The organism is Sphingobacterium sp. SYP-B4668, from assembly GCF_027627455.1.
Classification (GTDB): domain Bacteria; phylum Bacteroidota; class Bacteroidia; order Sphingobacteriales; family Sphingobacteriaceae; genus Sphingobacterium.
The window spans coordinates 4,569,961-4,595,552 of the sequence record NZ_CP115483.1 but is presented as its reverse complement, the minus strand read 5'-3'; the positions used below and the strand labels follow the sequence as shown (position 1 = coordinate 4,595,552).

General features: G+C 42.1%; 22 protein-coding genes, 2 tRNA genes and 3 rRNA genes. 16 read left to right on the top strand and 11 right to left on the bottom strand.

The genetic code is table 11. The features are described from left to right. Positions 1-9 precede the first annotated feature (9 nt). From OQ289_RS18795 to OQ289_RS18740, 12 genes are all read left to right on the top strand, one after another. Complete coding sequence (locus tag OQ289_RS18795; protein WP_270088313.1) at positions 10-393, top strand: GtrA family protein; 384 nt, start codon at positions 10-12, stop codon at positions 391-393. Between the two features lie 545 nt (positions 394-938). Next, a 16S ribosomal RNA gene (locus OQ289_RS18790) occupies positions 939-2,460 on the top strand. A 112-nt stretch (positions 2,461-2,572) separates the two neighbouring features. Beyond that, positions 2,573-2,646, top strand: a tRNA-Ile gene (locus tag OQ289_RS18785). Between the two features lie 13 nt (positions 2,647-2,659). Next, positions 2,660-2,733 (top strand) — tRNA-Ala (locus tag OQ289_RS18780). A 153-nt stretch (positions 2,734-2,886) separates the two neighbouring features. Next, positions 2,887-5,771, top strand: a 23S ribosomal RNA gene (locus tag OQ289_RS18775). Between the two features lie 85 nt (positions 5,772-5,856). After that, positions 5,857-5,968, top strand: a 5S ribosomal RNA gene (rrf, locus tag OQ289_RS18770). The 16S, 23S and 5S rRNA genes sit together here with 2 tRNA genes alongside, the layout of an rRNA operon. A gap of 413 nt (positions 5,969-6,381) precedes the next feature. Beyond that, positions 6,382-6,897: an RNA polymerase sigma factor gene (locus tag OQ289_RS18765; protein WP_270088312.1), complete on the top strand. Its 516-nt coding sequence runs from the start codon at positions 6,382-6,384 to the stop codon at positions 6,895-6,897. Then, a complete protein-coding gene (locus OQ289_RS18760; RefSeq protein WP_270088311.1) occupies positions 6,863-7,528 on the top strand; it encodes a hypothetical protein in 666 nt (221 codons plus the stop codon). The genes OQ289_RS18765 and OQ289_RS18760 overlap by 35 nt, the downstream gene beginning before the upstream one ends. A 12-nt stretch (positions 7,529-7,540) precedes the next feature. Further along, positions 7,541-8,011 (top strand): DUF4252 domain-containing protein, encoded by a 471-nt coding sequence (locus OQ289_RS18755; RefSeq protein WP_270088310.1) that lies wholly within the window; start codon positions 7,541-7,543, stop codon positions 8,009-8,011. A gap of 9 nt (positions 8,012-8,020) precedes the next feature. After that, positions 8,021-8,545, top strand: a complete 525-nt coding sequence (locus OQ289_RS18750; protein WP_270088309.1) for a DUF4252 domain-containing protein — start codon at positions 8,021-8,023, stop codon at positions 8,543-8,545. Continuing rightward, a complete protein-coding gene (locus tag OQ289_RS18745; RefSeq protein WP_270088308.1) occupies positions 8,545-8,778 on the top strand; it encodes a hypothetical protein in 234 nt (77 codons plus the stop codon). Before OQ289_RS18750 ends, OQ289_RS18745 begins: the two co-directional genes overlap by 1 nt. Positions 8,779-8,898: 120 nt before the next feature. Continuing rightward, positions 8,899-9,396, top strand: a complete 498-nt coding sequence (locus OQ289_RS18740) for a DinB family protein (RefSeq protein ID WP_270088307.1) — start codon at positions 8,899-8,901, stop codon at positions 9,394-9,396. 119 nt (positions 9,397-9,515) lie between these two features. Here the strand turns inward: OQ289_RS18740 and sucD are convergent, their stop codons facing one another. Together sucD and OQ289_RS18730 are read right to left on the bottom strand one after the other, a co-directional pair. After that, complete coding sequence (gene sucD / locus OQ289_RS18735; RefSeq protein WP_033564004.1) at positions 9,516-10,388, bottom strand: succinate--CoA ligase subunit alpha; 873 nt, start codon at positions 10,386-10,388, stop codon at positions 9,516-9,518. Between the two features lie 80 nt (positions 10,389-10,468). Further along, positions 10,469-11,002, bottom strand: coding sequence for an RNA methyltransferase (locus tag OQ289_RS18730; RefSeq protein ID WP_270088306.1), 534 nt, complete (start codon positions 11,000-11,002; stop codon positions 10,469-10,471). Positions 11,003-11,258: 256 nt separating this feature from the next. Here OQ289_RS18730 and rpsT point away from each other — a divergent pair, with 256 nt between their 5' ends. Continuing rightward, a complete protein-coding gene (gene rpsT, locus OQ289_RS18725; protein WP_033564006.1) occupies positions 11,259-11,513 on the top strand; it encodes a 30S ribosomal protein S20 in 255 nt (84 codons plus the stop codon). Positions 11,514-11,619: 106 nt separating this feature from the next. Here rpsT and OQ289_RS18720 read toward each other — a convergent pair whose 3' ends face one another. Both OQ289_RS18720 and OQ289_RS18715 read right to left on the bottom strand, forming a co-directional pair. Then, positions 11,620-12,471 carry a 3-keto-disaccharide hydrolase gene (locus OQ289_RS18720; RefSeq protein WP_270088305.1) on the bottom strand — a complete coding sequence of 284 codons (852 nt, stop codon included), beginning with the start codon at positions 12,469-12,471 and terminating at the stop codon, positions 11,620-11,622. Positions 12,472-12,597: 126 nt separating this feature from the next. Further along, complete coding sequence (locus OQ289_RS18715; protein ID WP_270088304.1) at positions 12,598-13,410, bottom strand: helix-turn-helix transcriptional regulator; 813 nt, start codon at positions 13,408-13,410, stop codon at positions 12,598-12,600. A 348-nt stretch (positions 13,411-13,758) separates the two neighbouring features. Here OQ289_RS18715 and OQ289_RS18710 point away from each other — a divergent pair, with 348 nt between their 5' ends. Continuing rightward, a complete protein-coding gene (locus OQ289_RS18710; protein WP_270088303.1) occupies positions 13,759-15,252 on the top strand; it encodes a succinate CoA transferase in 1,494 nt (497 codons plus the stop codon). Positions 15,253-15,324: 72 nt separating this feature from the next. Here the strand turns inward: OQ289_RS18710 and gldG are convergent, their stop codons facing one another. The 7 genes from gldG to OQ289_RS18675 all read right to left on the bottom strand — a co-directional run bounded on the left by gldG (position 15,325) and on the right by OQ289_RS18675 (position 23,340). Then, positions 15,325-17,736, bottom strand: a complete 2,412-nt coding sequence (gene gldG / locus OQ289_RS18705) for a gliding motility-associated ABC transporter substrate-binding protein GldG (RefSeq protein WP_270088302.1) — start codon at positions 17,734-17,736, stop codon at positions 15,325-15,327. Positions 17,737-17,833: 97 nt separating this feature from the next. After that, complete coding sequence (locus OQ289_RS18700; protein WP_033564011.1) at positions 17,834-18,415, bottom strand: hypothetical protein; 582 nt, start codon at positions 18,413-18,415, stop codon at positions 17,834-17,836. A gap of 66 nt (positions 18,416-18,481) precedes the next feature. Continuing rightward, on the bottom strand, positions 18,482-19,189 hold the full coding sequence (locus OQ289_RS18695) for an ATP-binding cassette domain-containing protein (protein WP_033564012.1): 708 nt from the start codon (positions 19,187-19,189) through the stop codon (positions 18,482-18,484). Positions 19,190-19,192: 3 nt separating this feature from the next. Next, on the bottom strand, positions 19,193-20,137 hold the full coding sequence (locus OQ289_RS18690) for a glycerophosphodiester phosphodiesterase family protein (protein WP_270088301.1): 945 nt from the start codon (positions 20,135-20,137) through the stop codon (positions 19,193-19,195). 15 nt (positions 20,138-20,152) lie between these two features. Further along, the gene (locus OQ289_RS18685; protein WP_033564014.1) at positions 20,153-20,686 is read right to left on the bottom strand and encodes a shikimate kinase; all 534 of its coding nucleotides are present in this window, start codon (positions 20,684-20,686) and stop codon (positions 20,153-20,155) included. After that, positions 20,686-21,888 (bottom strand): BT_3928 family protein, encoded by a 1,203-nt coding sequence (locus OQ289_RS18680; protein WP_270088300.1) that lies wholly within the window; start codon positions 21,886-21,888, stop codon positions 20,686-20,688. The genes OQ289_RS18685 and OQ289_RS18680 overlap by 1 nt, the downstream gene beginning before the upstream one ends. A 435-nt stretch (positions 21,889-22,323) precedes the next feature. Beyond that, positions 22,324-23,340 carry a hypothetical protein gene (locus OQ289_RS18675; RefSeq protein ID WP_033564016.1) on the bottom strand — a complete coding sequence of 339 codons (1,017 nt, stop codon included), beginning with the start codon at positions 23,338-23,340 and terminating at the stop codon, positions 22,324-22,326. Between the two features lie 273 nt (positions 23,341-23,613). On the opposite strand from OQ289_RS18675, the gene OQ289_RS18670 reads away from it, so the two are divergent. Both OQ289_RS18670 and OQ289_RS18665 read left to right on the top strand, forming a co-directional pair. After that, entirely contained in the window at positions 23,614-24,246 is a 633-nt protein-coding gene (locus tag OQ289_RS18670) for an RNA polymerase sigma-70 factor (RefSeq protein ID WP_270088299.1), read from the top strand. A gap of 62 nt (positions 24,247-24,308) precedes the next feature. Then, a complete protein-coding gene (locus OQ289_RS18665) occupies positions 24,309-25,454 on the top strand; it encodes a FecR family protein (RefSeq protein WP_270088298.1) in 1,146 nt (381 codons plus the stop codon). Positions 25,455-25,592 lie beyond the last annotated feature (138 nt).

Sequence of the window (25,592 nt, the reverse complement as noted above, 5' to 3'; positions counted from 1 at the left end):
TAAAAAGATATGAAACAGCAGATATTTGCGTTTGCAAAAGCTCAAGCCTCCGCCTTTATAGGCGGAGTTTTTGATTATGGGGTAATGGTGTTCTGCAAGGAAGTCGTCGGGATCGATGTCAAGAACGCTATCCGTATATCCGGTGCCCTAGGCGCCGTGGTCAATTTTTCCCTAAATCGATATTGGGCGTTCCAGAAAGACGACAGTCCGGTCGGGGGGCAGGTATGGAAGTTTATATTGGTGGTGTTGGGCAGTATTCTCTTGAAATCCGAGGCGACCCCATTCGTGTCGCAGGTCTTCGGTATAGATTATAAGGTGGGTAGGTTGGCCGTTGAGCTGGTCGTGTCCCTGGGATTCAACTATCCCCTGCAACGCTACTGGGTCTTTAGATGATCCGGGGGCCGCGGGGCATGGCCATAGGATATAGGGGAAATAGGGCGTGATTTCCCCGATTTTCCGCCCCCATATCGTTTTTTATTCGGCAGGTTGATAGGCCGTTACCTATTTTAATTAAAAAACTTTGTTTGAAAGTTTGGAAGTGGTTATGTAAAAGTGCTACCTTTGCACCACTCCGCAAGGGAGGTGTGGTCCGATCGAGAGGTCGTTCCGTTTGAAAGAAGGGATTGGCGATGTGTTCCGGCGAACAATTTTAAAATAAAGTTTGCGGATGTCGAAAATATCCCTACCTTTGCAGTCCCTTCGGAAACGGAGGGTTTTGGAAACAGGAAAACGATCGGGGCGCGAAGCCCTGTGAGATATATGCCGGAACGCGAGTCGAGGCAGATGAGTTCTTTAAGGAAATGATCATGTAACGTAACGAGTAGCTGGGATTTTTCCGGGCGAAAGTTCGGAAAACGAAAGCCAAGCCAATCAGGTCGGGAAATTAAAAAAGACAATTCTATTTATGTTATAGATAGTTAGAGTCGACACTTCATTTTACAATGGAGAGTTTGATCCTGGCTCAGGATGAACGCTAGCGGCAGGCCTAATACATGCAAGTCGAACGCGATCGGGGTGCTTGCACCCCGTGAGAGTGGCGCACGGGTGCGTAACGCGTGAGCAACCTACCCTTGTCAGGGGGATAGCCCGGCGAAAGTCGGATTAACACCGCATGACATCCCTGGAGGGCATCTTCCGGGGATCAAATATTCATAGGACAGGGATGGGCTCGCGTGACATTAGCTAGTTGGCGGGGTAACGGCCCACCAAGGCGACGATGTCTAGGGGCTCTGAGAGGAGAATCCCCCACACTGGTACTGAGACACGGACCAGACTCCTACGGGAGGCAGCAGTAAGGAATATTGGTCAATGGGCGCAAGCCTGAACCAGCCATGCCGCGTGCAGGATGACTGCCCTATGGGTTGTAAACTGCTTTTGTCGGGGAATAAACCCACCTACGAGTAGGTGGCTGAACGTACCCGAAGAATAAGGATCGGCTAACTCCGTGCCAGCAGCCGCGGTAATACGGAGGATCCAAGCGTTATCCGGATTTATTGGGTTTAAAGGGTGCGTAGGCGGTCTTTTAAGTCAGGGGTGAAATACGGCAGCTCAACTGTCGCAGTGCCCTTGATACTGAAGGACTTGAATATGGTTGAGGTATGCGGAATGAGACAAGTAGCGGTGAAATGCATAGATATGTCTCAGAACACCGATTGCGAAGGCAGCATCCCAAGCCATCATTGACGCTGATGCACGAAAGCGTGGGGATCGAACAGGATTAGATACCCTGGTAGTCCACGCCCTAAACGATGATAACTCGATGTTGGCGATAGACAGTCAGCGTCCAAGCGAAAGCGTTAAGTTATCCACCTGGGGAGTACGCCCGCAAGGGTGAAACTCAAAGGAATTGACGGGGGCCCGCACAAGCGGAGGAGCATGTGGTTTAATTCGATGATACGCGAGGAACCTTACCCGGGCTTGAAAGTTACTGAAGTATCCAGAGACGGATACGTCCTTCGGGACAGGAAACTAGGTGCTGCATGGCTGTCGTCAGCTCGTGCCGTGAGGTGTTGGGTTAAGTCCCGCAACGAGCGCAACCCCTATGTTTAGTTGCCAGCACGTCAAGGTGGGGACTCTAAACAGACTGCCTGCGCAAGCAGAGAGGAAGGTGGGGACGACGTCAAGTCATCATGGCCCTTACGTCCGGGGCTACACACGTGCTACAATGGTCGGTACAGCGGGCAGCTACACAGTAATGTGATGCCAATCTCTGAAAGCCGATCACAGTTCGGATTGAGGTCTGCAACTCGACCTCATGAAGTTGGATTCGCTAGTAATCGCGTATCAGCAATGACGCGGTGAATACGTTCCCGGGCCTTGTACACACCGCCCGTCAAGCCATGAAAGTTGGGGGTGCCTAAAGCATGTAACCGCAAGGAGCGTGTTAGGGCAAAACCGATAATTGGGGCTAAGTCGTAACAAGGTAGCCGTACCGGAAGGTGCGGCTGGAATACCTCCTTTCTAGAGTACCTGATAGGTACTCGTTACGTACATACATGATCGACCTAGGAAAAAGAAATGGAATAAGGTCCGTCCCTATATATGGAGGTCGGTACCGAGAGAGATATAAGCTAGTCCCGTAGCTCAGTTGGTTAGAGCACTACACTGATAATGTAGGGGTCAGCAGTTCAAATCTGCTCGGGACTACGATCGGTTATACGGGGGATTAGCTCAGCTGGCTAGAGCACCTGCCTTGCACGCAGGGGGTCAACGGTTCGAATCCGTTATTCTCCACGAACGCCGCCGTCCTATATGGATTGCGTGCGCAAAGAGTTCTTTGACATATTGAAAGAAAAAAATTACAAGAGAAGACAACAGTAGGGACGTTTTCCTTTTGGGGAACGTAACGACAAGCACTTCCATGGTAGCAAAAGGGCCATGAGGAGGAAGAAAGTAAATAAGGGCACACGGAGGATGCCTAGGCTCTCAGAGGCGATGAAGGACGTGATAAGCTGCGATAAGCCACGGGGATCGGCAAATGCGACTCGATCCGTGGATTTCCGAATGGGGAAACCTGGCATACTGAAGGTATGCCGTACAATACGCGAACGCGCTGAACTGAAACATCTAAGTAGGCGTAGGAGAAGAAAATAACAATGATTTCCCAAGTAGTGGCGAGCGAACGGGAAAGAGCCCAAACCCATCATGTTACGGCATTTTGGGGGTTGTAGGACCACGATATTGCATTGGCGCTATGAACTGGAACCGGTTGGGAAACCGGGCGATATGGGTGATAGCCCCGTACAGGCAAAGAATGCCAGCATAGTGGTATCCTGAGTACCGCGGGGTCGGAGACGCCCTGTGGGAATCCGGCGGCACCATCCGCCAAGGCTAAATACTCCTGAGAGACCGATAGTGAACCAGTACCGTGAGGGAAAGGTGAAAAGAACCCCGAACAGGGGAGTGAAAAGAACCTGAAACCGTGTGCTTACAAGCGGTCGGAGCGGACAAGTTCCGTGACGGCGTGCCTTTTGCATAATGAGCCTACGAGTTACTCTTGTCTGGCAAGGTTAAGCGGTTCAGCCGCGCAGCCGAAGCGAAAGCGAGTCTTAATAGGGCGCATAGTCAGATGAGGTAGACGCGAAACCTTGTGATCTACCCTTGGGCAGGTTGAAGTTGCAGTAACATGTAATGGAGGACCGAACCGATAAACGTTGAAAAGTTTCCGGATGACCTGAGGGTAGGGGTGAAAGGCCAATCAAACTGGGAAATAGCTCGTACTCCCCGAAATGTTTTTAGGAACAGCGTGAGAATAGAGTCTAGCAGAGGTAGAGCTACCGATTGGGTGCGGGGGAGTCAAATCCTACCAAATCCAGACGAACTCCGAATGCTGTTAGATATGTCTTGCAGTGAGGCTCTGGGTGCTAAGGTCCAGGGCCGAGAGGGAAAGAACCCAGACCATCGGCTAAGGTCCCCAAATGTAGTCTAAGTTGAACTAACGAGGTCCGGTTGCCCAGACAGCTAGGATGTTGGCTTGGAAGCAGCCATTCATTTAAAGAGTGCGTAACAGCTCACTAGTCGAGCGGCCGGGCGTGGATAATAAACGGGCATCAAGATTACTACCGAAGCCATGGATTCATACAGCGATGTATGTCTGGTAGGGGAGCATTCCATCGGGGGCGAAGCAGCATGGCAATGTGCTGTGGACCTTATGGAAAAGCAAATGTAGGCATAAGTAACGATAAGGCGGGTGGGAAACCCGCCCACCGAAAGACTAAGGTTTCCTGATCAACGCTAATCGGATCAGGGTTAGTCGGGGCCTAAGGTACACCCGAAGGGGGATAACCGATGGACAACTGGTCAATATTCCAGTACTTTTTATAACTGCGATGTGGTGACGGAGTAGTGACACTGCCGCGGACTGACGGAATAGTCCGTTGAAAGGCGTAGGTATAGGGACGGTAGGCAAATCCGCCGACCCTGCTGAAACCCAATAGTACAGCAAAGCTCCGGCGGCGCTGATAGAGCAGGTAAACAGACTTCCAAGAAAACCCGCTAAGCTCCAGGTTATAAAAACCCGTACCGTAAACCGACACAGGTAGTCGAGGAGAGGATCCTAAGGTGCTCGAGTGAATCATGGCTAAGGAACTCGGCAAAATGGCCCTGTAACTTCGGGAGAAGGGGCGCTTCCTCACGAGAGTGAGAAGCCGCAGTGAAAAGGCCCAGGCGACTGTTTAACAAAAACATATGGCTTTGCGAAATCGCAAGATGAGGTATAAGGCCTGACACCTGCCCGGTGCTGGAAGGTTAAGAGGGGATGTCATCGCAAGAGAAGCATTGAATCGAAGCCCCAGTAAACGGCGGCCGTAACTATAACGGTCCTAAGGTAGCGAAATTCCTTGTCGGGTAAGTTCCGACCTGCACGAATGGTGTAACGATCTGGGCGCTGTCTCAGCCATGAGCTCGGTGAAATTGTGGTATCGGTGAAGACGCCGATTACCCGCAACGGGACGGAAAGACCCCATGCACCTTCACTATAGCTTAACATTGGAATTGGGTACAGGATGTGTAGGATAGGCGGGAGATGTTGAAGTGGCTTCGCCAGGAGCCATGGAATCAACCTTGAAATACCGCCCTTTCTGTATCCGGTTTCTAACTCGATTATGTCGAGGACATTGTTTGGTGGGTAGTTTGACTGGGGTGGTCGCCTCCAAAAAGGTAACGGAGGCTTTCAAAGGTAAGCTCAGTACGCTTGGTAACCGTACGCGGAGTGCAATGGCATAAGCTTGCTTGACTGTGAGACCGACAAGTCGAACAGGGTCGAAAGACGGACATAGTGATCCGGTGGTTCTGTATGGAAGGGCCATCGCTCAAAGGATAAAAGGTACGCTGGGGATAACAGGCTGATCTCCCCCAAGAGCTCATATCGACGGGGAGGTTTGGCACCTCGATGTCGGCTCGTCACATCCTGGGGCTGGAGAAGGTCCCAAGGGTTGGGCTGTTCGCCCATTAAAGTGGCACGCGAGCTGGGTTCAGAACGTCGCGAGACAGTTCGGTCCCTATCTGTTGTGGGCGTTGGAAGTTTGAGTGGATCTGACCTTAGTACGAGAGGACCGGGTTGGACCGACCGCTGGTGAACCTGTTATGCCGCCAGGTGTACGGCAGGGTAGCTACGTCGGGGATAGATAAGCGCTGAAAGCATCTAAGTGCGAAACTAGCCACGAGATGAGACTTCCTTAGAGGGCCGTAGTAGATGACTACGTCGATAGGTTGTAGGTGTAAAGGTAGAGATACCATAGCCGAGCAATACTAATAGCCCGAAGCTTTCTCAAGCAGAGGACACTGTTGTCTTCCTCTTTGTTTTTTTCTTTCGATTGTCTATAGATACGACCATAACGTGTCGTACCAAAAAGGATTTCAGGTGCCTATATCGGCGGTGTCTACCTCTTCCCATTCCGAACAGAGAAGTCAAGCCCGCCAGAGCCGATGGTATTGCCGTAACAGGTGGGAGAGTAGGTCGGTGCCTTTTTTTATACGCCCCCCCGGGAAACCGGGGGGGCTTTTTTTGTTGCCCCTCCCGGGGACACACAACAACCCATATTCCCAATTCCCAGCGTATCCCAGGGGATACCGGACCGTATTCGCAGCGGATGGCAGATAGGACAGTAGCTCGACACCTTATCGTACGCCCCTGCGTGAACCCGGGGGGATTTTTTGTTTGTTTAGTTTTTTTTGAGTTTACTGAGTCCGTATCTCCTCATTGGGTGTTATGCATTAAGATAAATCTGTAGATATTAAGATAGGATTCGACTCATATATTTACTCTTATTATCTAACTACCAATGATGTGCAAATAATCTAAATGATTTCAAATGAAGTATTTTTTGAAATCTATGTAATGTTTATGGACCTTAGATTGTCTTCTTAATAAAAGCAGCGAGTATGAATCAAGAAACCTTTAAAGCGAACATTTTTATCCATAAGGATAAACTATTCCGTTTTGCTTGCCGGTTTATGGTTAATCAACAAGATGCTTTCGATTTGGTGCAAGAGGTGTTGATGAAGCTTTGGGAAATACGTGATGATTTACAGGGTATAGTTAATACAGAAGCGTTTGCCATGAGGATGACAAAAAATATGGCCCTAAATAAAATTTCTAGAGAATGTGTAAAGGCGAGGTACGAAAGTGAGTATCGTCTTGGTCATCAACAAGATCATGACCCCGCGCTTACGAAAGACATTGTATTAAGATTAATAGATTCGTTACCTGAAAAGCAACGCTTAGTGATGTACTTAAGAGATATTGAAGAATACGATATTGTCACTATATGCGAATTGACAGGTATGGAGGAAAATGCAATACGTGTCAATTTATCTCGTGCTAGAAATACGGTAAAAGGAGTGTTGAGTAAAATTTTTGATTATGAAGAGAGAAGAATTAGAGCGATTAAGAGCTAAGTATTGGGCGGGAAAATCTTCTTTGGAGGAAGAGCGTTTTTTGAAGGACGAAAGTGATAGTGAACCTTATTTTTCTTTGCTGAAGGATACGGGAAAAGAGAAAATGGAGTTGGACTTTGATACTTTCTTGGAAAAAACTGAATCACGAGTGAATGAGGATGTCGTGCAGGTGCATCCTTTAAAGAGCAGCGTGTATTGGAAGTACGGCTTAAGTTTAGCTGCTACGGTACTGTTGGTCATTGGAGGTGTCTGGATGTTCGTGCAGCACGGGAATAGGGAATCCGCCCCGAAATCGACTGGTATAGCTAAGGAATCTATAGATGTAAATATTTCGGATGTAAGGCCCTTGGACGTACAGCTTCCAGCAGAAAATAGTAACCGTATGGTTTCAACAGTTGTTGGTACGGTTTCCAACAATAAGGAGCATCGAATTAAGAGGAAATACCAATCTAAATCTGTTGGGAAGAGACCCAATGAAGAGTCCTTCTATGTTGAAGTGAATGGTGTGCGTATTACAAATGAAGATGAAGCGCTAAGAATTACCCATTCGGTGTTAACGCTGGCTTCTTCTAACATTGGAAAGGGAATCGACGGCGTACGCAAATTGAAACATTTAACTATTGAACTATAAATACATACAATTATGAAGACTACCCTATTTTTTATATGTCTTTGCTATCTAAACATAGCAAATGCGCAGATTGCTAAATTGGACAAAATCTTTGAGCAATATAAGGAAGGAAAAGGTGTCACATCTATTAAGATAGCCAAACCTATGTTTAGTATGCTGAACAAGCTCAAACTTGGGGATGAAGAGCTTAATCAAATTAAACCGCTCCTGGCAAACATTAACTCCATTAAGATGCTAATTGTGGAGGATAGTGAGGATAAACACCTAAAGTCAGAAGTGTCAAAAGCATTTGCCGCACTGAAGTATGAGGAGCTGGTTTCTATTAATTCAGATGGCAATAAAATCCGCTTTTTAACTGAGAGTTCTCAATCCGATAATCTTAATAACTTATTATTGAGTATTGTAGCTGATGATAGCGTGATATTTATGATTTTAGATGGCAAGGTTCGATATGAGGATATTAACAAGTTAATTGACCAATAATTTAGGAGAATGAAACGTTTAAAAATTTGCTTTTTGCTCTTAATGACTAGTGTCTTGATGCAAAGCTGTCTTGTAAAGAGTCGTCCAAATATGGACTTTGTAAATCGTCATCATCTTTCTAAGGAGGCAGCGGTCGTGTCTTTAAATGTCCCAACTTATTTGGTTCGCCCATTCGTGAAAAATGCGCTTAAGGACGGAGATGAAGACCAAGAATTGATTCGGTTTGCGCTTAAAAAGTTGAAGAGGGTGAAAATGATGACAATATCGAATTCGAAGAATGAGCGTTTGATGAAGGATTTTCAGAAGTATTTAATACGTAATCGTTTCGAAGAAATGGCTAGTCTTTACAGTGATGGGGCCCGAATATCTATAAATGGAAAATTTAAAGGTAATCGTATCAAACGACTAATGCTCGGTATTGCTGACGATGAAGATTTGGTTTTTGTCGATATTAAATCTGATTTGAGTATTGAAGAACTTTCGGACATGATTCAGCATTATGAGGGTCAACAGAAGAGAAAAGCAAATATGTGATGAAAACTTCTTTTATTGTCTTGTCGATAATGCTCGTTTTGTCAATGGTGGACAGATTTTCCGATAGGTCTTTTGATAGACCGCCGGCTAAAATAGATTGGAATGCAACAGTAGAAGTGGAGGATTGGAGTGCTTACTGTGAAATCGGAGAGGACTTGTTTTTTTTTCAATTGTCAAAGCGCTTGGCTGATGGCTCGAATAAGCAATGGATAGGGCTTACTTTTGGTAAGTAAATTGAATTCACCATATTTAGATGTCACAACATAGTCTTTATTTACATATCGTGAGTAAAGAGATAGGGGAAACATGAAGTTTTAACTATATTAGCTTCACTATTTTTTAGCATATATATTATGGGAATTAAGCAGAGTTTGTTGATTGAATTGGAGAAGGAAACCGCAAGTACAAGAAAAATGTTGGAGGTATTGTCTGATGAACATTTGGACTGGAGACCACATGAGAAATCAATGTCATTGACGCGTTTAGCAACACATACCGTTGAGATGACGAATCTAGCTACGGAAGTGATAGCTCGCGATACATTTAATTTTGAAATTGATTTTAAAGGACATAAGTTTTCTAAAGTACAGGAGATTATTCAATTTTTAGATGAGGGCTACGAACGTAATTGTGCCGCAATAGAGCGTTCGAGGGATGAGGACTGGCTATCCGAGTTTGAATTAAAATCTGGAGATTATGTGATTGCGAAAATGCCAAAAGTGGGGGCGGTTCGTTTTTTGGTATTCAATCATGTGTATCATCATAGAGGTCAGTTGACCGTGTATCTTCGATTATTGGGGCTACCTGTGCCGGGGTTATATGGTCCGTCTGCAGATGATCGGATGAAATAATACGTGACGGATGAAAGTCTTTCAACAGTGGTTTGATGAGAAAATGTTTATAGATTTCTTATATAAAAAAAGGTTCCGAAGAATTAACTTCGGAACCTTTTTTTATATAAGAAGAATAGTTATTTCGCTAATTCTTCTGCAATAGCTTTTCCAATTTCAGCTGGAGACTCAACAACGCGTATGCCGCATTCTGCCATGATTTTCATCTTAGCGGCAGCTGTGTCATCAGCACCACCAACGATTGCACCAGCGTGTCCCATACGGCGTCCTGGAGGCGCAGTCTGACCGGCGATGAATCCAACTACAGGTTTTGTACCGTGCTCTTTAATCCATTTTGCAGCTTCGGCTTCCATTCCACCACCAATTTCACCAATCATGATGATACCTTTGGTTTCTGGATCGTTCATCAACAATTCTACAGCTTCTTTGGTGGTTGTTCCAATAATGGGATCTCCTCCGATACCGATAGCGGTTGTGATTCCTAAACCTGCTTTCACAGTTTGGTCAACAGCCTCATAAGTCAAAGTACCTGATTTTGACACGATACCTACTGTTCCTTTTTTGAAGATAAATCCAGGCATGATACCGATTTTAGCTTCATCGGCAGTAATGATACCAGGGCAGTTAGGGCCGATTAAGCGAGAGTTTTTGTCACTCAAGTATGATTTTACTTGAATCATATCTTTGGTCGGGATACCTTCCGTAATACAAACGATTACTTCGATACCAGCAGCAGCAGCTTCCATTATAGCATCAGCAGCAAATGCGGGAGGTACGAAAATGATGGATACGTTAGCGCCTGTTTTGTCTACAGCATCTTGTACTGTGTTGAATACAGGGCGCTCTAAGTGTTGTTGGCCACCTTTTCCTGGAGTTACACCACCTACTACATTTGTACCGTACTCAATCATTTGAGTTGCGTGATAAGTACCTTCAGTCCCTGTAAAACCTTGTACAATAACTTTTGAATCTTTATTAACTAGTACACTCATTTTTTCTTGATTTTTGCATCACAAATCTACTGTTTTGCGATGATATCTAAAAGTTTAATAGTCTAAGTTGTTGATTTTTTTTACTTAAGGGTGGTTTTTGAAACAAAATCCCATAATACAATACCTATCGTAACGGAGATATTGAATGAATGTTTGGTCCCAAACTGAGGTATTTCGATACAATGATCGACAATTTTCATAATTTGCTCATCTACACCATGTACTTCATTGCCAAATACAAATGCATATTTATTTTCTGGATATGGTTGGAAGTCATGAAGCATTATGCTGCCTTCTGCTTGTTCTATGGCTAGAATGGTATATCCTTGTTTTTTCAATTCCTCTAGTCGACCACAGGTATCAATAGTATGTTCCCAATCAACAGAAGAAGTGGCTCCTAGTGCGGTTTTTTCTATTTCACGATGTGGCGGAGTACCTGTGATTCCACCTAAGATTATTTTTTCGACAGCAAAAGCATCGGATGTACGGAATGCGGATCCTACATTATGCATACTTCTGACATTATCTAACACAAGAATGATAGGTGTTTTATCTTGTTTTTTAAATGTTTCTACATCAGGACGCTGCAATTGGTCCATCGTTAATTTTTGCATATGCAAACTTAGATAAATTGCTTTCTTTTTACAAGGGGTTATATGGTATTGATTTCTGATGGAGCTCGTGTAGAGTGGGAGTTCCTAAAAGGGTATATAAAAGCTATTTACTTGTTTTGTGATTGATTGAGGCTAGTTTGAGGGAATTGGAGAAAGATATACTGGTAAAACTTTAATTTAGATTTTGATATATGAAAATTAAGGGTTATTTTTGCAGTCCGAAATTTAAGTAAAGAATAATAATTAGCTAAGAGAAATGGCAAATCATAAATCAGCGATCAAAAGAATTAGAGCAAATGCAACTAAGCGTTTGAGAAACCGTTACCAAGCAAAAACAACTCGTAACGCGATTAAAAAATTACGTAACACAACGTCTCAAGAAGAGGCTAAAACATTATTACCTCGTGTAATCTCTATGCTTGATCGTTTGGCTAAAAAGAACGTGATTCACAAGAGAAAAGCGGCTAACAACAAATCAAAATTAACTAAGTTGGTTAACAAACTAGCTTAATCCTGATTAAGTAGTTGTACAGATAATATTTAGGGACGCATTAGGTTGTGTCCCTTTTCTTGTAGATGAATAAATAGCCCTGGCTTATAAAGTCAGGGCTATTTGATTATTTTTTGCTTAGGATAGTTTTGATGATTTTATCCAGTTTTGCTGAATCCTTCATAAAGGGTTCTAAATTATAAAGTTCTACTTTTTTGAAATCAATCGGATGACTTTCACTTTGCAAAGAGATGTATCCTTTACTCAAGAGTTGACCGTCCTTCTTCTGTGCAGGATCGTAGTCTGAAACATTTTCTCCTCCAATTTGAGGTTTTTGATATTCCAGTACAATCTGTCCATCCAATATATGTTGTATTACAGAATCCCCCAGTACGACAAAATCTGCTGTGACCCATTGGTCGCCATGGTATGTTTTCGATTTAGAGCTTATGCAATGTGGTGTGAATAATTTGTCATTCATGACAACGTTGGTGCCAGGTGTACAGAGGTTGCTTGTGGTGCGTTCATTTTTTCCATCGCCCCCCAATAATTGCCCTTCGACGGATATTGGGAAGTCTTGATTTTTTAACATGGTTCGAGGATCTTGTCCATGAAGCATAGCTCCGCTATTTCTCCAAGCCCAACCTTCACCACCGTTGACCTGATCTCCGACAAATCGATAAGTGACACGTAGCACATAAGCTCCAAAGGGTTTGTCATATGCTAGGTGACCGTATTGTTGGTCAAATTCTTGATAGCCATCATATCTAACTTTTAGCAAACCTTCTTCTACTCGAAAGGTATTGGCGTAATTTTCTCCGACTTCATGTTGACGGATTTTTACAATCCAATTTTTCATGTCTTTCCCATTGAAGAGTTGAATGGGTTTGGGCGTCTTGATAGATTGTGCTACTGATAGGGAGGCGGAGAGTAGCAAAGCTCCCGTACTTACAGCAGCCAGCAGATTTTTAATTTTCATATATATTTTTAATTGTTGATACACATTTGATTTTTCTGAAATGGAATATGTTAAGTCAACATATCCTATTCCGAAGATTGACATCCCTGAGACTAAAGATAGATAAAAAAGAGAGGGGTCTTCTCCTTACAATAGATGATTTTTATGTTTTACATATTCACTCGGTCTCACCCCAACAATTTTATTGAAGGTATTGCTAAAGGTTGGAAGGCTGCTATATCCTACTTTAAGTGCGACTTCGTTTACACTTAGCTTGTCGTCCAAGAGTAGTTTTAGCGCCTTGAGCATTCTCAATATTGTATAATACTGGATAAAAGACATGTTTAACTCTTTTTGGAATAATCTAGCCAACGTGCGTTCGCTGATGTCAAATTGTTTTGCAATTTCTTTGAACCCAACATTTTCCTCGATCCGGCTATCTAGATAGGTGATAATATCCTTTAGCTTTTGGTGGTTAGGATAAGGAAGTGCTAGCGGAAGCTCTGTTTGGGATAATTCGGGAAGGAGCAATTTAAATGCTTTTGCAATAGAGTACTTGGGCTCTTCTACTGGAAATATATTGCCATTCCATCGGTTGGTGAACATGATTAGTTCAATTAGTAAATCGTTGACTGGATAAATGTTGACTTTATCAAAGAAAACCGTATCTGTCTCAAACTTTGGGAAGTAAAGGTTGCGCATGATTACTTCAGGGCTGCTGGGGTGTATGCTGTGCCTTACGCCTCCCGGAATCCAAATGTAATGCCTTGCTGGAAGAAAGAAAGATTTATTGTCGGTTTTTAAGAATACTACTCCACCTTCGGTATATAAAAATTGACCTTTTTGATGCACATGTTCAGCGATAAATTTTTCGCCCATCACTTTATGATGGCAATAGATGCTGTCTTCAAATGCATCTACTTCTGTCATGTAATATCGGTCTACATATTTAACTTCCATCTCCGATTTTTATTAAACTATTTCCTTGACTAATAAATCATATTTATAAAAGTGAGTGTCCAGTCACCTGTATTCATACAGAAACAGGTGAAAAGTTAGTACGTACTCATTTTTTGTGAATTATAAGATGCATTATATCAGTGCTTTGTAGATTTCGCATCTTGTGTTTGTAATCACTAATATCCGGAATGTTGATATTACTGACTGATTTATAAATAATTACAAATATATCGTCTTTATTGGATAATTTTGTGGCGATGGGCAATAAAATGCCAAATAAATAAATGATTAATATTGTCTACTCTGTTTATGAGAGACTTATATAGATAGTTTTTACTTTTTTAGAATATGACATACGATAGAATTCGCCTTGAGCGTCTAAAGGATAAAGTGGTGAGTGCCGAACAAGCGGCCCAACTTTTTGAAGACAATATGGTCGTCGGTTCAAGTGGGTTTACAAAGGCGGGAGATAGTAAAGTTGTACTCCCTGCATTTGCCGAAAGGGCTAAAAAAGAGAAGTTAAAAATCACACTGATGACGGGTGCTTCTTTGGGACATGATACTGATGGTAAACTAGCGGAAGCGGGTGCTTTGAAAAAGAGAATGCCTTTTCAGGTTGATCGTGTTTTACGTAATAAAATAAACGAGGGTGAGGTTCTTTTTATCGACCAACATTTAAGCGAAAGTGCTGAACTGCTTCACAACAAAAATCTTCCTCCTGTTGATATTGCTGTATTGGAGGTCGCATTTATTGAAAGGGATGGAAGTTTGGTTCCAACGACATCTGTCGGCAATTCAGCGACATTTGCTGCTCTTGCTAAAAAGGTAATTATAGAAATTAATACAGCAGTACCCATGGATGTATTGGGGATACATGATATTTATCAAGCTGAGGACTATCCTTATCGTAATGTGATTCCTATTGTGGCTCCATGGAACAAGATTGGTCGTAGGACTATTCCAATAGATCCTGATAAAATTGTTGCGATAGTGTTTACGGATGTTATCGATAGTCCAGCAGATATTGCAGAGCCAGATGAGAAAACAACGGCTATTGCCAAACATATCATGGAATTTTTTGAGAATGAGGTTCAGTTGGGGCACCTGACGGATCGACTGCTACCCTTACAGGCAGGTATAGGTAAAGTGGCCAATGCGGTATTGACTGGATTTAAGAGCAGTAATTTTTATGATTTAACGATGTTCTCGGAGGTACTGCAAGATAGTGCATTCGATTTGATCGATTCGGGTAAGCTCTCCTTTGCATCTGCATCCTCTATCACTGTTTCTAAAGAATGCTACAGTCGGGTTTTTGATAATTTGGACAGGTATAGGGATCGTATGGTCTTAAGGCCTCAGAATATTTCCAATACACCAGGGTTGATCCGACGACTAGGGGTGATTGCAATTAATACGGCTATCGAATTTGATATTTATGGAAATGTTAATTCTACTCATATTGTAGGGACAAAGATTATGAATGGTATTGGCGGCTCTGGTGATTTTGCTCGTAATGCTTTCTTGAGTATTTTCGTGACCCAGGCGGCCTCCAAAGCAAATGCCATTTCGCATGTACTGCCTATGGTGTCCCACGTTGACCATACAGAGCACGACGTTGATATTTTAGTGACGGATATTGGATTGGCCGATTTGAGAGGACTAGCACCGAGAGAGCGGGCACAAGTAATCATTGATAATTGTGTACATCCTGATTTTAGAGAAGAATTACAGTCCTATTTCGATCGTGCGAAGGAGCGAGGTGGGCACACGCCACACCTATTGGAGGAGGCTTTTAGTTGGCATATTCGATTGAATGAAACAGGAACGATGAAGAAATCGTAACTTAAACCTGATAAATATCGGCTACTTAAACAGGGTAGTCGATATTTTTGAATATTCTAATAAATAGAGGGGCTATGCGACCTTTTTTTGATACTTCCGTTTTCTCCAATAAAAGTGTATTGTGCCGGTTGCCAATAGGATGGTCAAGGGTAGCCCCACATTGATGAGTTGCCATTTCAAAGAATCTCTTTTCACAGCAGCTTGATCCAGCATGCGAAGTTTGACTTCTCGATTTCGTAGAGATATTAAGGTAGTGTCGTTGAGTAGGTAGTCCACAACATTTTCTAAAAGTACTTTGTTGGCAAATTGTTGATTGGTATATCTATCCCAACCTAGTGGGAACGGTGATTGATCCGATGCATTTATTTGATTGATTAGCCAATCTCCATCACCTATTACCATCATTTTAGCAGGTTTTGATATTGGTGTCAAATCAACAGGTCTCTGAATGCCATTTGGTGTCGGACGGTTCTGAAAAAGATAGGGAAATTGGCCGGTTAGCAATGCCGCTACGGGTATGGGTGTATTTTTAAAGGTAGAAGGATCGGGTTGCTGCTCGACCATTTGCAATGAAATTGTCGAGGGGGTATTCCACGTCTTGGCGAAAGGCGAGGATTGTAAAATGATTTCTTTATGGATGCCAGATGTGGTTATGGTATCTAGGCTACTGATGAACTCGGTACGGATACCGTCTAAGTTCTTGACGACAGGATGATTTGACATGGGAATAAGAATGGGGTGAAAGAGCCAAGGGGCTAGTTCGATTTGTGGTCTTCCACCAATGTTGCCTACAGATAGTGGTATCTGTCCGCAATTCATATCACCAATTAGATTGTAATTGAGTCTGACACCATACAGGAAGAGTAAATCGTCCAGATTGAGTTGTCTCCCAATGAGTGTCTGTTGTCCAGTGGTTTTAAGTTGATCTAGACTTGCATCTACTTGATCTAATGCCCAAATGATATGCCCGCCATTGCGGACAAAGTAATCTATCTTATATTTTTCACTTTCTGAAAATGGTTTTTGGGGTTTGACGACAATCATGATTTTAAGCTTTTTCAGCCCTTCATAATCCATAGCGTCTAAATGTATACGTCCAACCTGATTGCCGTTCATGAGCAAGTGCATGGCGTCGTATAGCTCTAGATCGCTTGGTTCGCCATGGCCATCCGTGAATCCGATGTAAGGTGTCTCTGTGTTATTAATCTTGCTTATTGCAGATATAAAAGCATATTCCAAATTTTGTATAGAGTTGTTTAGGATTTGCTCAGGACTTGCATTTGTACGGTTTTGCAGCAGGTTGACAGGTATCTCTATACTGTCTGTTGCAACAATAGCTCCAGGGAAGATTATCTTTTGACTGAATCCTGATTTGGATTTTACACTCAGATTGGTCGGATATAATCCTCTCCCGAGGAGTGCTTGTGTAAATTCCTGTTGTTCTTGCTGAGTACCCGCCAAAGGGTCTAAGATATTGAATTTTAGTTTGCCATTGGAATAGGAGCGTAGGTCCGCGGCCATATCTATGGCTGCTTTTTTCAATCTCGTAAAACCACTCGGAAGTTCGCCATCTAAAAAAACTGTAATGTATACGTCTTTGTCTAGTTTTTTTAGAATGTCCTTTGACGCTTGGGTTAATGTGTAGCGCTTGTCGCTTGTAAAATCGATTCGATCAAAGAGGGTGTGAAATATGCCTGAATTTACCAATGTTATCAAGGCAAGTGTGCCTGCGTAATAAGTAAATGTCTTCCTTCGTGGGTTGAAGTCTTTTCTCAGGTGTCCAATTGTCACCACCAAAAAAAGTATGGGGATAGAAATGAAATAGAAAAAATCTACCGGTGTGAGTACTCCTCGACTTATCGCCTCATAATGGTCTGAAAATCCAAATGATTGAATTAAATCTTGAATATCTGGTGATGGGGATAATTGACTGGAAGCCTCGAAACCATAGAAAAATAGGAAATTGAGAAATACAGCTAAAAGGAAGGCAACAATTGTATTGGTGGTGAGGGCGGAGCAAAATAGACCAATAGCTACAAACCCCATCGCCAATAGCATCAATCCTAGATATGATCCTATAGTTGCGCCAATGTCAATGTTGCCAATTGGCTGCGCCAAAAAATAAATGGATGCTGCATAAATGATGGTCGGTAATATAGCTAGAGTGGTAATGGTAATTCCCCCTACAAACTTTTCCAAAACGATTTTTCGGACAGATAAGGGACGACTTAGCAAAAGGTCGTATGTGCCTGCAGCCTTTTCACCTGCTATTGCCTTCATGGTGACAGCAGGGGTTAGAAAGATAAAGAGATACGGGGTTAATGAGAAGAAACCTTCAAGTGAGGCGTAACCGTTTTCTAGTATGCTTGTTTCTGGGAATACCCAAAATAGTAGTCCTGTTAGGGTGAGGAATAACGCTATTACGAGATAACCAATGAATGAACTGAAGTAAGAGGAAACCTCTTTTTTATAGATGCTAAGCAAAATATCCTGTTTTTTGCTTCGAAATTAGGAAATAGAAGGCGGTAAAGCAAGAACGTACTGACATCCTTATCAATACGTTCTTGTAAAATGGAATGAATTATCTTTTTCCAGGAAGATAAATTTGGAAACCGACACTTACGCCCAATCCAGTTGCTTTATCCGCGCCGCTGATATTGGCTTTGGAGTAATTGTAGCCAGCCATTGCTTCTAGAGCTACAGTTTGTGTGATAAAATGCGCATATCCCACATTTGCACCTGCGGTGATGGTTGCGCCATCACCAGGTGAACTGCCTGCAATACCCACTGAACCATGTCCAAAAAAGCGGCCTGTCGAGCTTGCGCCTCCAGGAAAATAATATCGTACAAATGGAGCAATCCCGTAGCTCCAAAGATTATCTTCATCTTTGACAGTTGTCAGTCCCAACAACGCTTCGGCTCCAATTGCTAAACCGTCGGTCACAAAATAACCTGCACGTGGATTTATACCCGCATTGAATGATTTGCCCTCAAAGCTATATCCAATGCTTCCGATCGAACCTCCAATCATCCAGTTACCTTGCTCAATAGGTTTCATACCTACATCTGCTGAAGTCTGTGGAGTGGTCTCGATCCGATTTTGAGCTTGAACCAATCCAGCAGTTCCTAGTAATAAAATAAATGGTAGAAATAATTTTTTCATGATCTTGAGTTTTTGTTATTGTTAAACAATAATAAAACAAGACAAACCCAATAAAGTTTTCAAAAATTATTGTGTTAATTGAACGAATACTTCTTCGATGGTTTTTCGGGGATATTTTTGTTGAATTTCGGTTAGGGGTAAGCAGTCCATAACTCGGCCTTTACTGAGGATGAGGATATTGTCACAGATTGCCTCAACCTCTTGCATGATATGGGTCGAGAACAATACGGTTTTCTCTTTTCCTAATTCTCTAATGAGCGCACGGATTTCAAGTATTTGATTTGGATCTAGCCCCGATGTAGGTTCATCCAAAATCAAAATGGCTGGATCATGGATAATAGCCATTGCCAATCCGACACGTTGACGATATCCTTTTGATAATTGTTGTATTTTTTTATGCCGTTCGGATTGTAGCCCTGTCATTTGTATAACTTCATCAATGCGAGCTACTTTGTTGGGGAGCTTGTGTACATTGGCTTCGAATTCTAAAATCTCTAAGACATACATGTCTTCATATAGGGGATTATGCTCAGGAAGATAGCCAATTGTTTTTTTTAATGTATTTCCGGATTCCTTTATATTCTTGCCATTGATGAATACTTCTCCTTGATCTGCGGGAATGATTCCGGTAATGATTTTCATTGTCGTGGATTTTCCAGCTCCATTGGGACCAAGAAAACCCATTATCTGATTAGGGATGACTTCAAAGGATACATGGTCTAAAGCTCGTTGCTTGAGATAGGACTTGCATATTTGTTGTACAACGATTGACATGTGTTATTGAATAAAAGGTGATTTGAGCCCCCGTTTAGTGATATAGTACCTCAATGATTTGCCTGCTTCCAATGGTCTATCGGTGCTCAATATATCAGCACCTCTTTCTATATATTCGGCGTAGACTTGATTACCCTTTGCTGTTGCCTGTTTGTCCAAGTTACCGATAGTACCTAGGATAATAGGTATCCCATGACCATGTAGGAGTTCGACAAGGCTTGGGTCTGGTTCTCGCGTCCCAACAAATGCTACAAGTCTGTTGTCAGGGATATCGCGATCATTGAGCCTGAGTAGATCTCCTGAGTTTCGAATGGAAGCCGAAATCATTAAGTCGGGGGCTAGACTGAATATGCGGCCCGCTTGATTGGGACTATAGGTGATGATGACTACGTAGGCTTCGGCTTTTGCTTTTCTAATGGCATTCACCACTAGGTCGTACGGTGTTTCGGGTTTGATGTCCAAAGTGAAAATTACTTTGCCCACCCCCCATTTCAGGGCTTCATCCAGCGTAGGAATCTTGTATTTGGTTACTTTATCATCTTGATCCTTTAGTCGCAAATCTTTTAGTTCTTCAAAGGTGTGGTCTAGGATGCGACCTTCGCCGGTTGTTGTGCGGTCGAGGGTTTCGTCATGCATGAGCACCAGAGTGGAGTCTTTCGTAAGTCTGACATCGCATTCAATGATAGACGGTTGTTTACTTGCAATGAAATCAAAGGTCTCTACGGCATTTTCAGGATATCCTGGATACGGTCCGCCACGATGGGCACTTACTAATGGGTATCTTTTTTCGTCGTATGTCAGAAATTGATAGAGATCATTCGCCGATTTAAAATTGAAAATCGTGCCCTGGGTCAAAGAGGGTTTGCTTGATGAGGCAAGCTCTAGACAACTAGTGGCAGTAGAGATTAAAATAAATGCGAATAAAAAGATCTGTATACTCTTTCTCATATAAACGGTATTTGTTTAAGCTGATGTATTTATAGCCTTTTGATGTATGTTGATTAAATTGATGATTTCGTCAAGATTTCTGTCCAATTTGTCAAATATGATATGTGCTTGTTGGTAAAATGGCTCACGATCGCCAAGTTTTGCTTCGATAAACGTGAGCAAGTGCTTACCTGTCAGCCCTTCTAAAATGGGTCTTTTCTTTACGTCAGATTTCGAGAGTCGATCCCACAGGCTTTTTGGTGTCATCTTAAGATACAAGGATATTCCATTATCATTAATCCACTGTATGTTGTCATGAAAGCAAGGAGTGCCGCCACCTGTAGAGATGATGGCTTCTTGTAATTCTAATTGACGAAGGAAGTCACGTTCGATTGTCCTAAAGTCTGCTTCACTATTGGCTGCAAAATATTCGGCAATTGGCATGCCGATCTGTTTTACGATTTCCTCGTCGAGATCAATGAATGGTAGATTCATCTTATTGGCTAGCTTTCTGCCAATAGTCGTCTTGCCACTTCCCATGTAGCCAATCAAAAAAATTGGTTTTGCCATTATTTATCTTCTTTGAAATATTTAGACACTAGTTTTTCTGCGCTCGGAAAGTTGTTATGCGACCATTTGTTAATTACATTTCCGTTTTGCATAAGTAAGACACCTGGATTTGATCTAACCATGCTTTTTAATGGAACTTGGTCGGCATAGAAGATTTCAAATATCAGGTCCATTTGTTTGCTCAGAAAGTCTGCGTCATTAGATGAACTGGCTGTCAATAGGACAGCACGGAGATTATATTCTTCGGCAATCTGTTTCACAGTCTGGTTAATTTTGTTGAGTGATTCTAGGTCGTTTTTATCCATCTTGGTGAGGTCTTTGCTGACCACGACAAAATTATAGTATGGGTTGGTGATGAGTTCCTGGGTACGGTCTGTCCCTTCACTATCGGTAATCATAAGGTCGGGAATTGGGATAGCATATCCCTTTTTAATGAGCTTGCTCGACGGGTCACCCACGATTTCCCAATTACTATCTTCCCAAATCTTTTCAGACATGTACACTTTATCGGTGACATTTTTGGTTTCTCCTGTTTTCGTGTTTTTCATCGCATAGATGGTCTCATATACATCTCCTTCTTTTCCTTCAGGGAGTATCATCAGAGCAGGGATGTTATTTCCTTTTTTATAGGGTAAGAAGTCAATAAACGGGAGATAATGTGTAGTATAAATACCAATGCCTAAGGAGATTACAATAATCGCTATGGTCAATAGCCCTTTTGTAAATGCATCGTTGACAATAGATTTGATTTGCCCCCTGTACACAAATATAATAAGGATGAGTGCCAATAACACCAAATCTTTTAAGAACGATTGCCAAGGTGTCAATGGGATTGCATCGCCAAAACAACCACAAGATGTAACTACTTCAAAGAATGCCGAATAAAAGGTTAGGAAGGTGAAGAAGATAATTAGTAATAATAGTCCCCAAGCGACCTTTCTACCATAGAATCCAAACAGTAAAAGAGCTCCCAGTATAATCTCAAACCCGCAAATGGCAATGGCTATCAACGTGCTGTAATCATTCATGAAATCCATGTGGAAAACGTGGAAGTACTCTTCCAATTTATATCCAAATCCGGTCGGATCATTGGCTTTGATTAAGCCGGAGAAAATAAAAAGTAAGCCGGTGATGATTCTGGCAAACCCTAGTAAGTAGTTGGGACTCTGTTTTTTTGATGGAGAAGTGTACGTACTTTGCATGTTATTTTATTTTACCACTTTGAAAAGTAGATATTTAAACTTATTTGGCCAATTCCATTTTATATTAAGGCAAAGACAGAACAGTTGGCATTAAATCTTTCGGAAGGGATGGTTGTCCCTCTATTGTCCTCAATTTGTTTTATACAGCGTGTTTTCATGAGGATAAATTGGTAAGTAAAGAAATATGCATTTCGCGCCCTGTGGTGCCATAATCTTTGGTTTTTTTATAAAAAGATGTTGACAATGTTTGATAACACTGTTGTATTCTTGAATTGTATTCATTAATGAATATAGTCTATACTTAAAATTTGCTGATTAGCAAATATAAGTAGAATAAGTAAAATTTGCGGGAAAAGGAGGGAGAGCCTTTGTAATTATAGCATCATTTTCCGATTTGAAAAATGATGCTATTGCAAAAATGGACTATGATTTGACCTACCAATGGACCAACCTACCTATGCAATAGGTCAGAATGCCAGTGGATGCATCATATCGATCTATTGACAAAATGGGCATAGGCATTTTAATTTGATCTTGATCGGGATGATGTGTTCGATTGTGATGGGTTTTGATTTCCCTGGGGATAAATAGCGTTTCGTTAATCTTTAAATTGCTTAGTGTCATGTCAATAGTCGGTATTTTTTTGTAGTGAAGATATCCTGCACCAAGCTTACGGTCGGTTGCTGCAAAATCAAACGCTTTATGGTATTGTTCTGTAAAATAGATGATGGTTTTGCTCATTGTCAGTTTCTTCCCAGGAAAAGCCAACGATCCGATGGTGTCAACTTTTTTACTATCAAGGTTTTCGACGGTGTAGGTCACCCATGTATGTTCCATGTCACCCCAAGCAAAGTATAAATCTTTGGGCGAGAATTTGTCGGCAATCGACTTCCCTGGAATATATTCAGCTTTAGTCAGTTTTAAGCGATATTTGCCTTTATTCCAGTTTACTTTGTTTCGGACACTTATGAAGTCTCCTTCACCATCGCTGCTGTTATAGTATCCATGGGTTCGCGTAGCTTCTTTATTTCGCTCGTACCACCGTGAAAAAATACCACCCCTTCCAATCTGTTGATAACTGTCATCTTTGACACTGTGCCCATCCGAATGTGTTTGAATGCCCCCATAGATAGGTATTCCATTTAGGCTGATGTTGAAGGGTGATATATAGAAGGCATAGTCATCGGGGATGTTGTTTTGAATTTCGACATCGATACTGAAGGATTGAAAATCATTTACGTTACTATCTAAATTGACAAAGGAGTTGGTAAAGTGAAGTGGTGCTAGAATGATACTATCTGGATAGGTCTGCTTGTTCCTCATCTTCTTCTCCGTTTCCTTATGGAGATCGCTGTTTTCGTATTTCTTTTTGAGGTCCTCTTTTGTCTGTGCGGCAGCATAGGAGCTCAAACAAGTGAGCAATAGCAGGAAGGAGTATAAGGTATGCCTCATTGTTTTTATGTTTTTTTAACCTAAAGTACATGTTTTTTAAGAGATACTGATATCTCCATCTGAAATAGTCAGGATATGAGTTCTACATGGTGCAACAATCGATATAATCTTTAACGAAGCTAAGGGTAATCGTGTGATTAGAACAGCAACCATATTGAGGGTTGGGTTTCGATGTTTTTCATTTGAAAATTTTCTTATAAGAATAGCATAATTAATTGCGAGCAGAATGAAATCTGCGCTAGCCTACATTTTATCTCTAGTGGATGTTAGGGAATGCAAAGCATTTTAGTTAAATTTGTCAGTATACCAGTTTATGCCATGGCCAATTATTCTATCCTATCTGATCAAGAATTGACAGCTTTGCTCAAAGAGGAAGATGAAGTGGCATTTAGCGAGATTTACAGGCGCTACAGTGAAAAATTGCTGATTATGGGATATAATTATTCCCGAGACCGGGAGTTGGCAGAAGAAATCGTGCAGGAGGTATTCGTTGGGTTATGGGAACGAAGGGCGTTAATTACTGTTGAAAAACTCCAAGCCTATCTGGCTACCGCAATTAAATTTTCAATTTTCAAGGCTATTTATAAGACGCGTAGACGGGAGGAGATTGTGCTTGAAAATTATCAGCCTGAGTACTCCACTTTCGAAGAGCGATTACATGCTAAATTCCTGCAAGAATTTGTGGATGGGCTTGTTGAGCAATTGCCTGAAAAGTGTAGCAAAGTATATGTGTTGAGTCGTCAGGAAGGACTCAATAACCGAGAAATAGCGGAAAAACTAAATGTATCCGAAAAAACCGTCGAGGCCCATCTCACAAAGGCCCTGAAGTCAGTTCGCAAGAGCCTAAAAGATAGGGGTGTTTTTATCCTGCTGATTTCTAGTGTTTTGTCTGATTTTTTTGAATAAATCGAAATTTGACTAAGGGTAATTCCTTCCTTGTCGTACTTACCCTTAAATTATACCTAATAATGACGGATTCGGAATTGCATATTCTTATTGAAAGATATACGCTTGGTACAGCTACTGAATTAGAGCGAGCGCAGCTTTTGGAATGGTATAGGTCTAAGGACCATACCAACGTAGAGTGCGACGAGTTGGGCGATGTTGAGATTGCACTTGAACGTATTCTTTTTAAAACAAAGATAGCGGTAGGCCATCAGGTGGATGTTGGTGAGGTGGATACTGTACCTAGGTTCTTCTCCTTCAAAAAAGTTGCTATAGCCGCCTCCATATGTGCTATCCTGACGATAAGTGTACTAGGTTATAGGTATTATCAAGAACAACCAGCTACAGCTGCTTTCATTTCTTCAGTAGATGAAATGATTGTGCCAGGGTCTGATCAAGCCATATTGAGAATGTCGGACGGGCGTGTCATCTCTTTGGGAGATGAAGAGCAAGATGGCAATACCGCCGATTTTTTTAACATTGTGGATGGAAGTCTTGTGCTTGAAGGAAGAGATTCCAGCCCTAAGGATGTGGTGGTCCACTCCACTTTGGAAACACCTAGAGGCGGACAATATAAAATGGTGCTTTCAGATGGTACGAAAGTCTTTTTAAATGCCGAAAGTAGTATTCGGTTTCCGACCGCTTTCGTGGAAGGTCAGCGCCGGGTGACGGTAAGTGGTGAAGTATATTTTGAAGTTGCTAAAGACAATATGCGCCCTTTTATTGTTACTGCTAATCGGGCGGAAATACAGGTCTTGGGCACCAAGTTCAACGTCAACACACACACTGTTCACTTGGTAAGGACTTCGCTTCTGGAAGGATCTGTAAAGGTGTCTATACCGGGACATGCTGTCTTGTTAAAACCTGGCCAGTCGGCAGATGTATGCGATGATAAAAGCTATGTAACTGTCGCGGAGACTGACTTGAATGCCGATTTGGCATGGATAGAGGGTTATTTCAACTTTAAAAATACGCCTATTAAGGAGCTTATGACCCAGTTGGCACGGTGGTATGATGTGCAGGTCGAATATCATGGGGATATGCAAGGAAAAGAGTATTCTGCAAGGATTTTGCGGAGACAGCATATTCAGGATATTCTTCAAAAATTGGAAATGACCGGTACTATTAAGTTCAAGGTCGATGGTAAAAAAATTGTGGTGACGCCCTAGTAGAAGGATATTTGTCCCATTCAGCACTATAAATCAATTATTAACCCTTAAAAAAGAGAACTTAAACTATGACATTACACCTACATTGAAAAATTGAATTTTCGTGAAAAATAAAAAAGGCTGAGCGGTGATGACGCT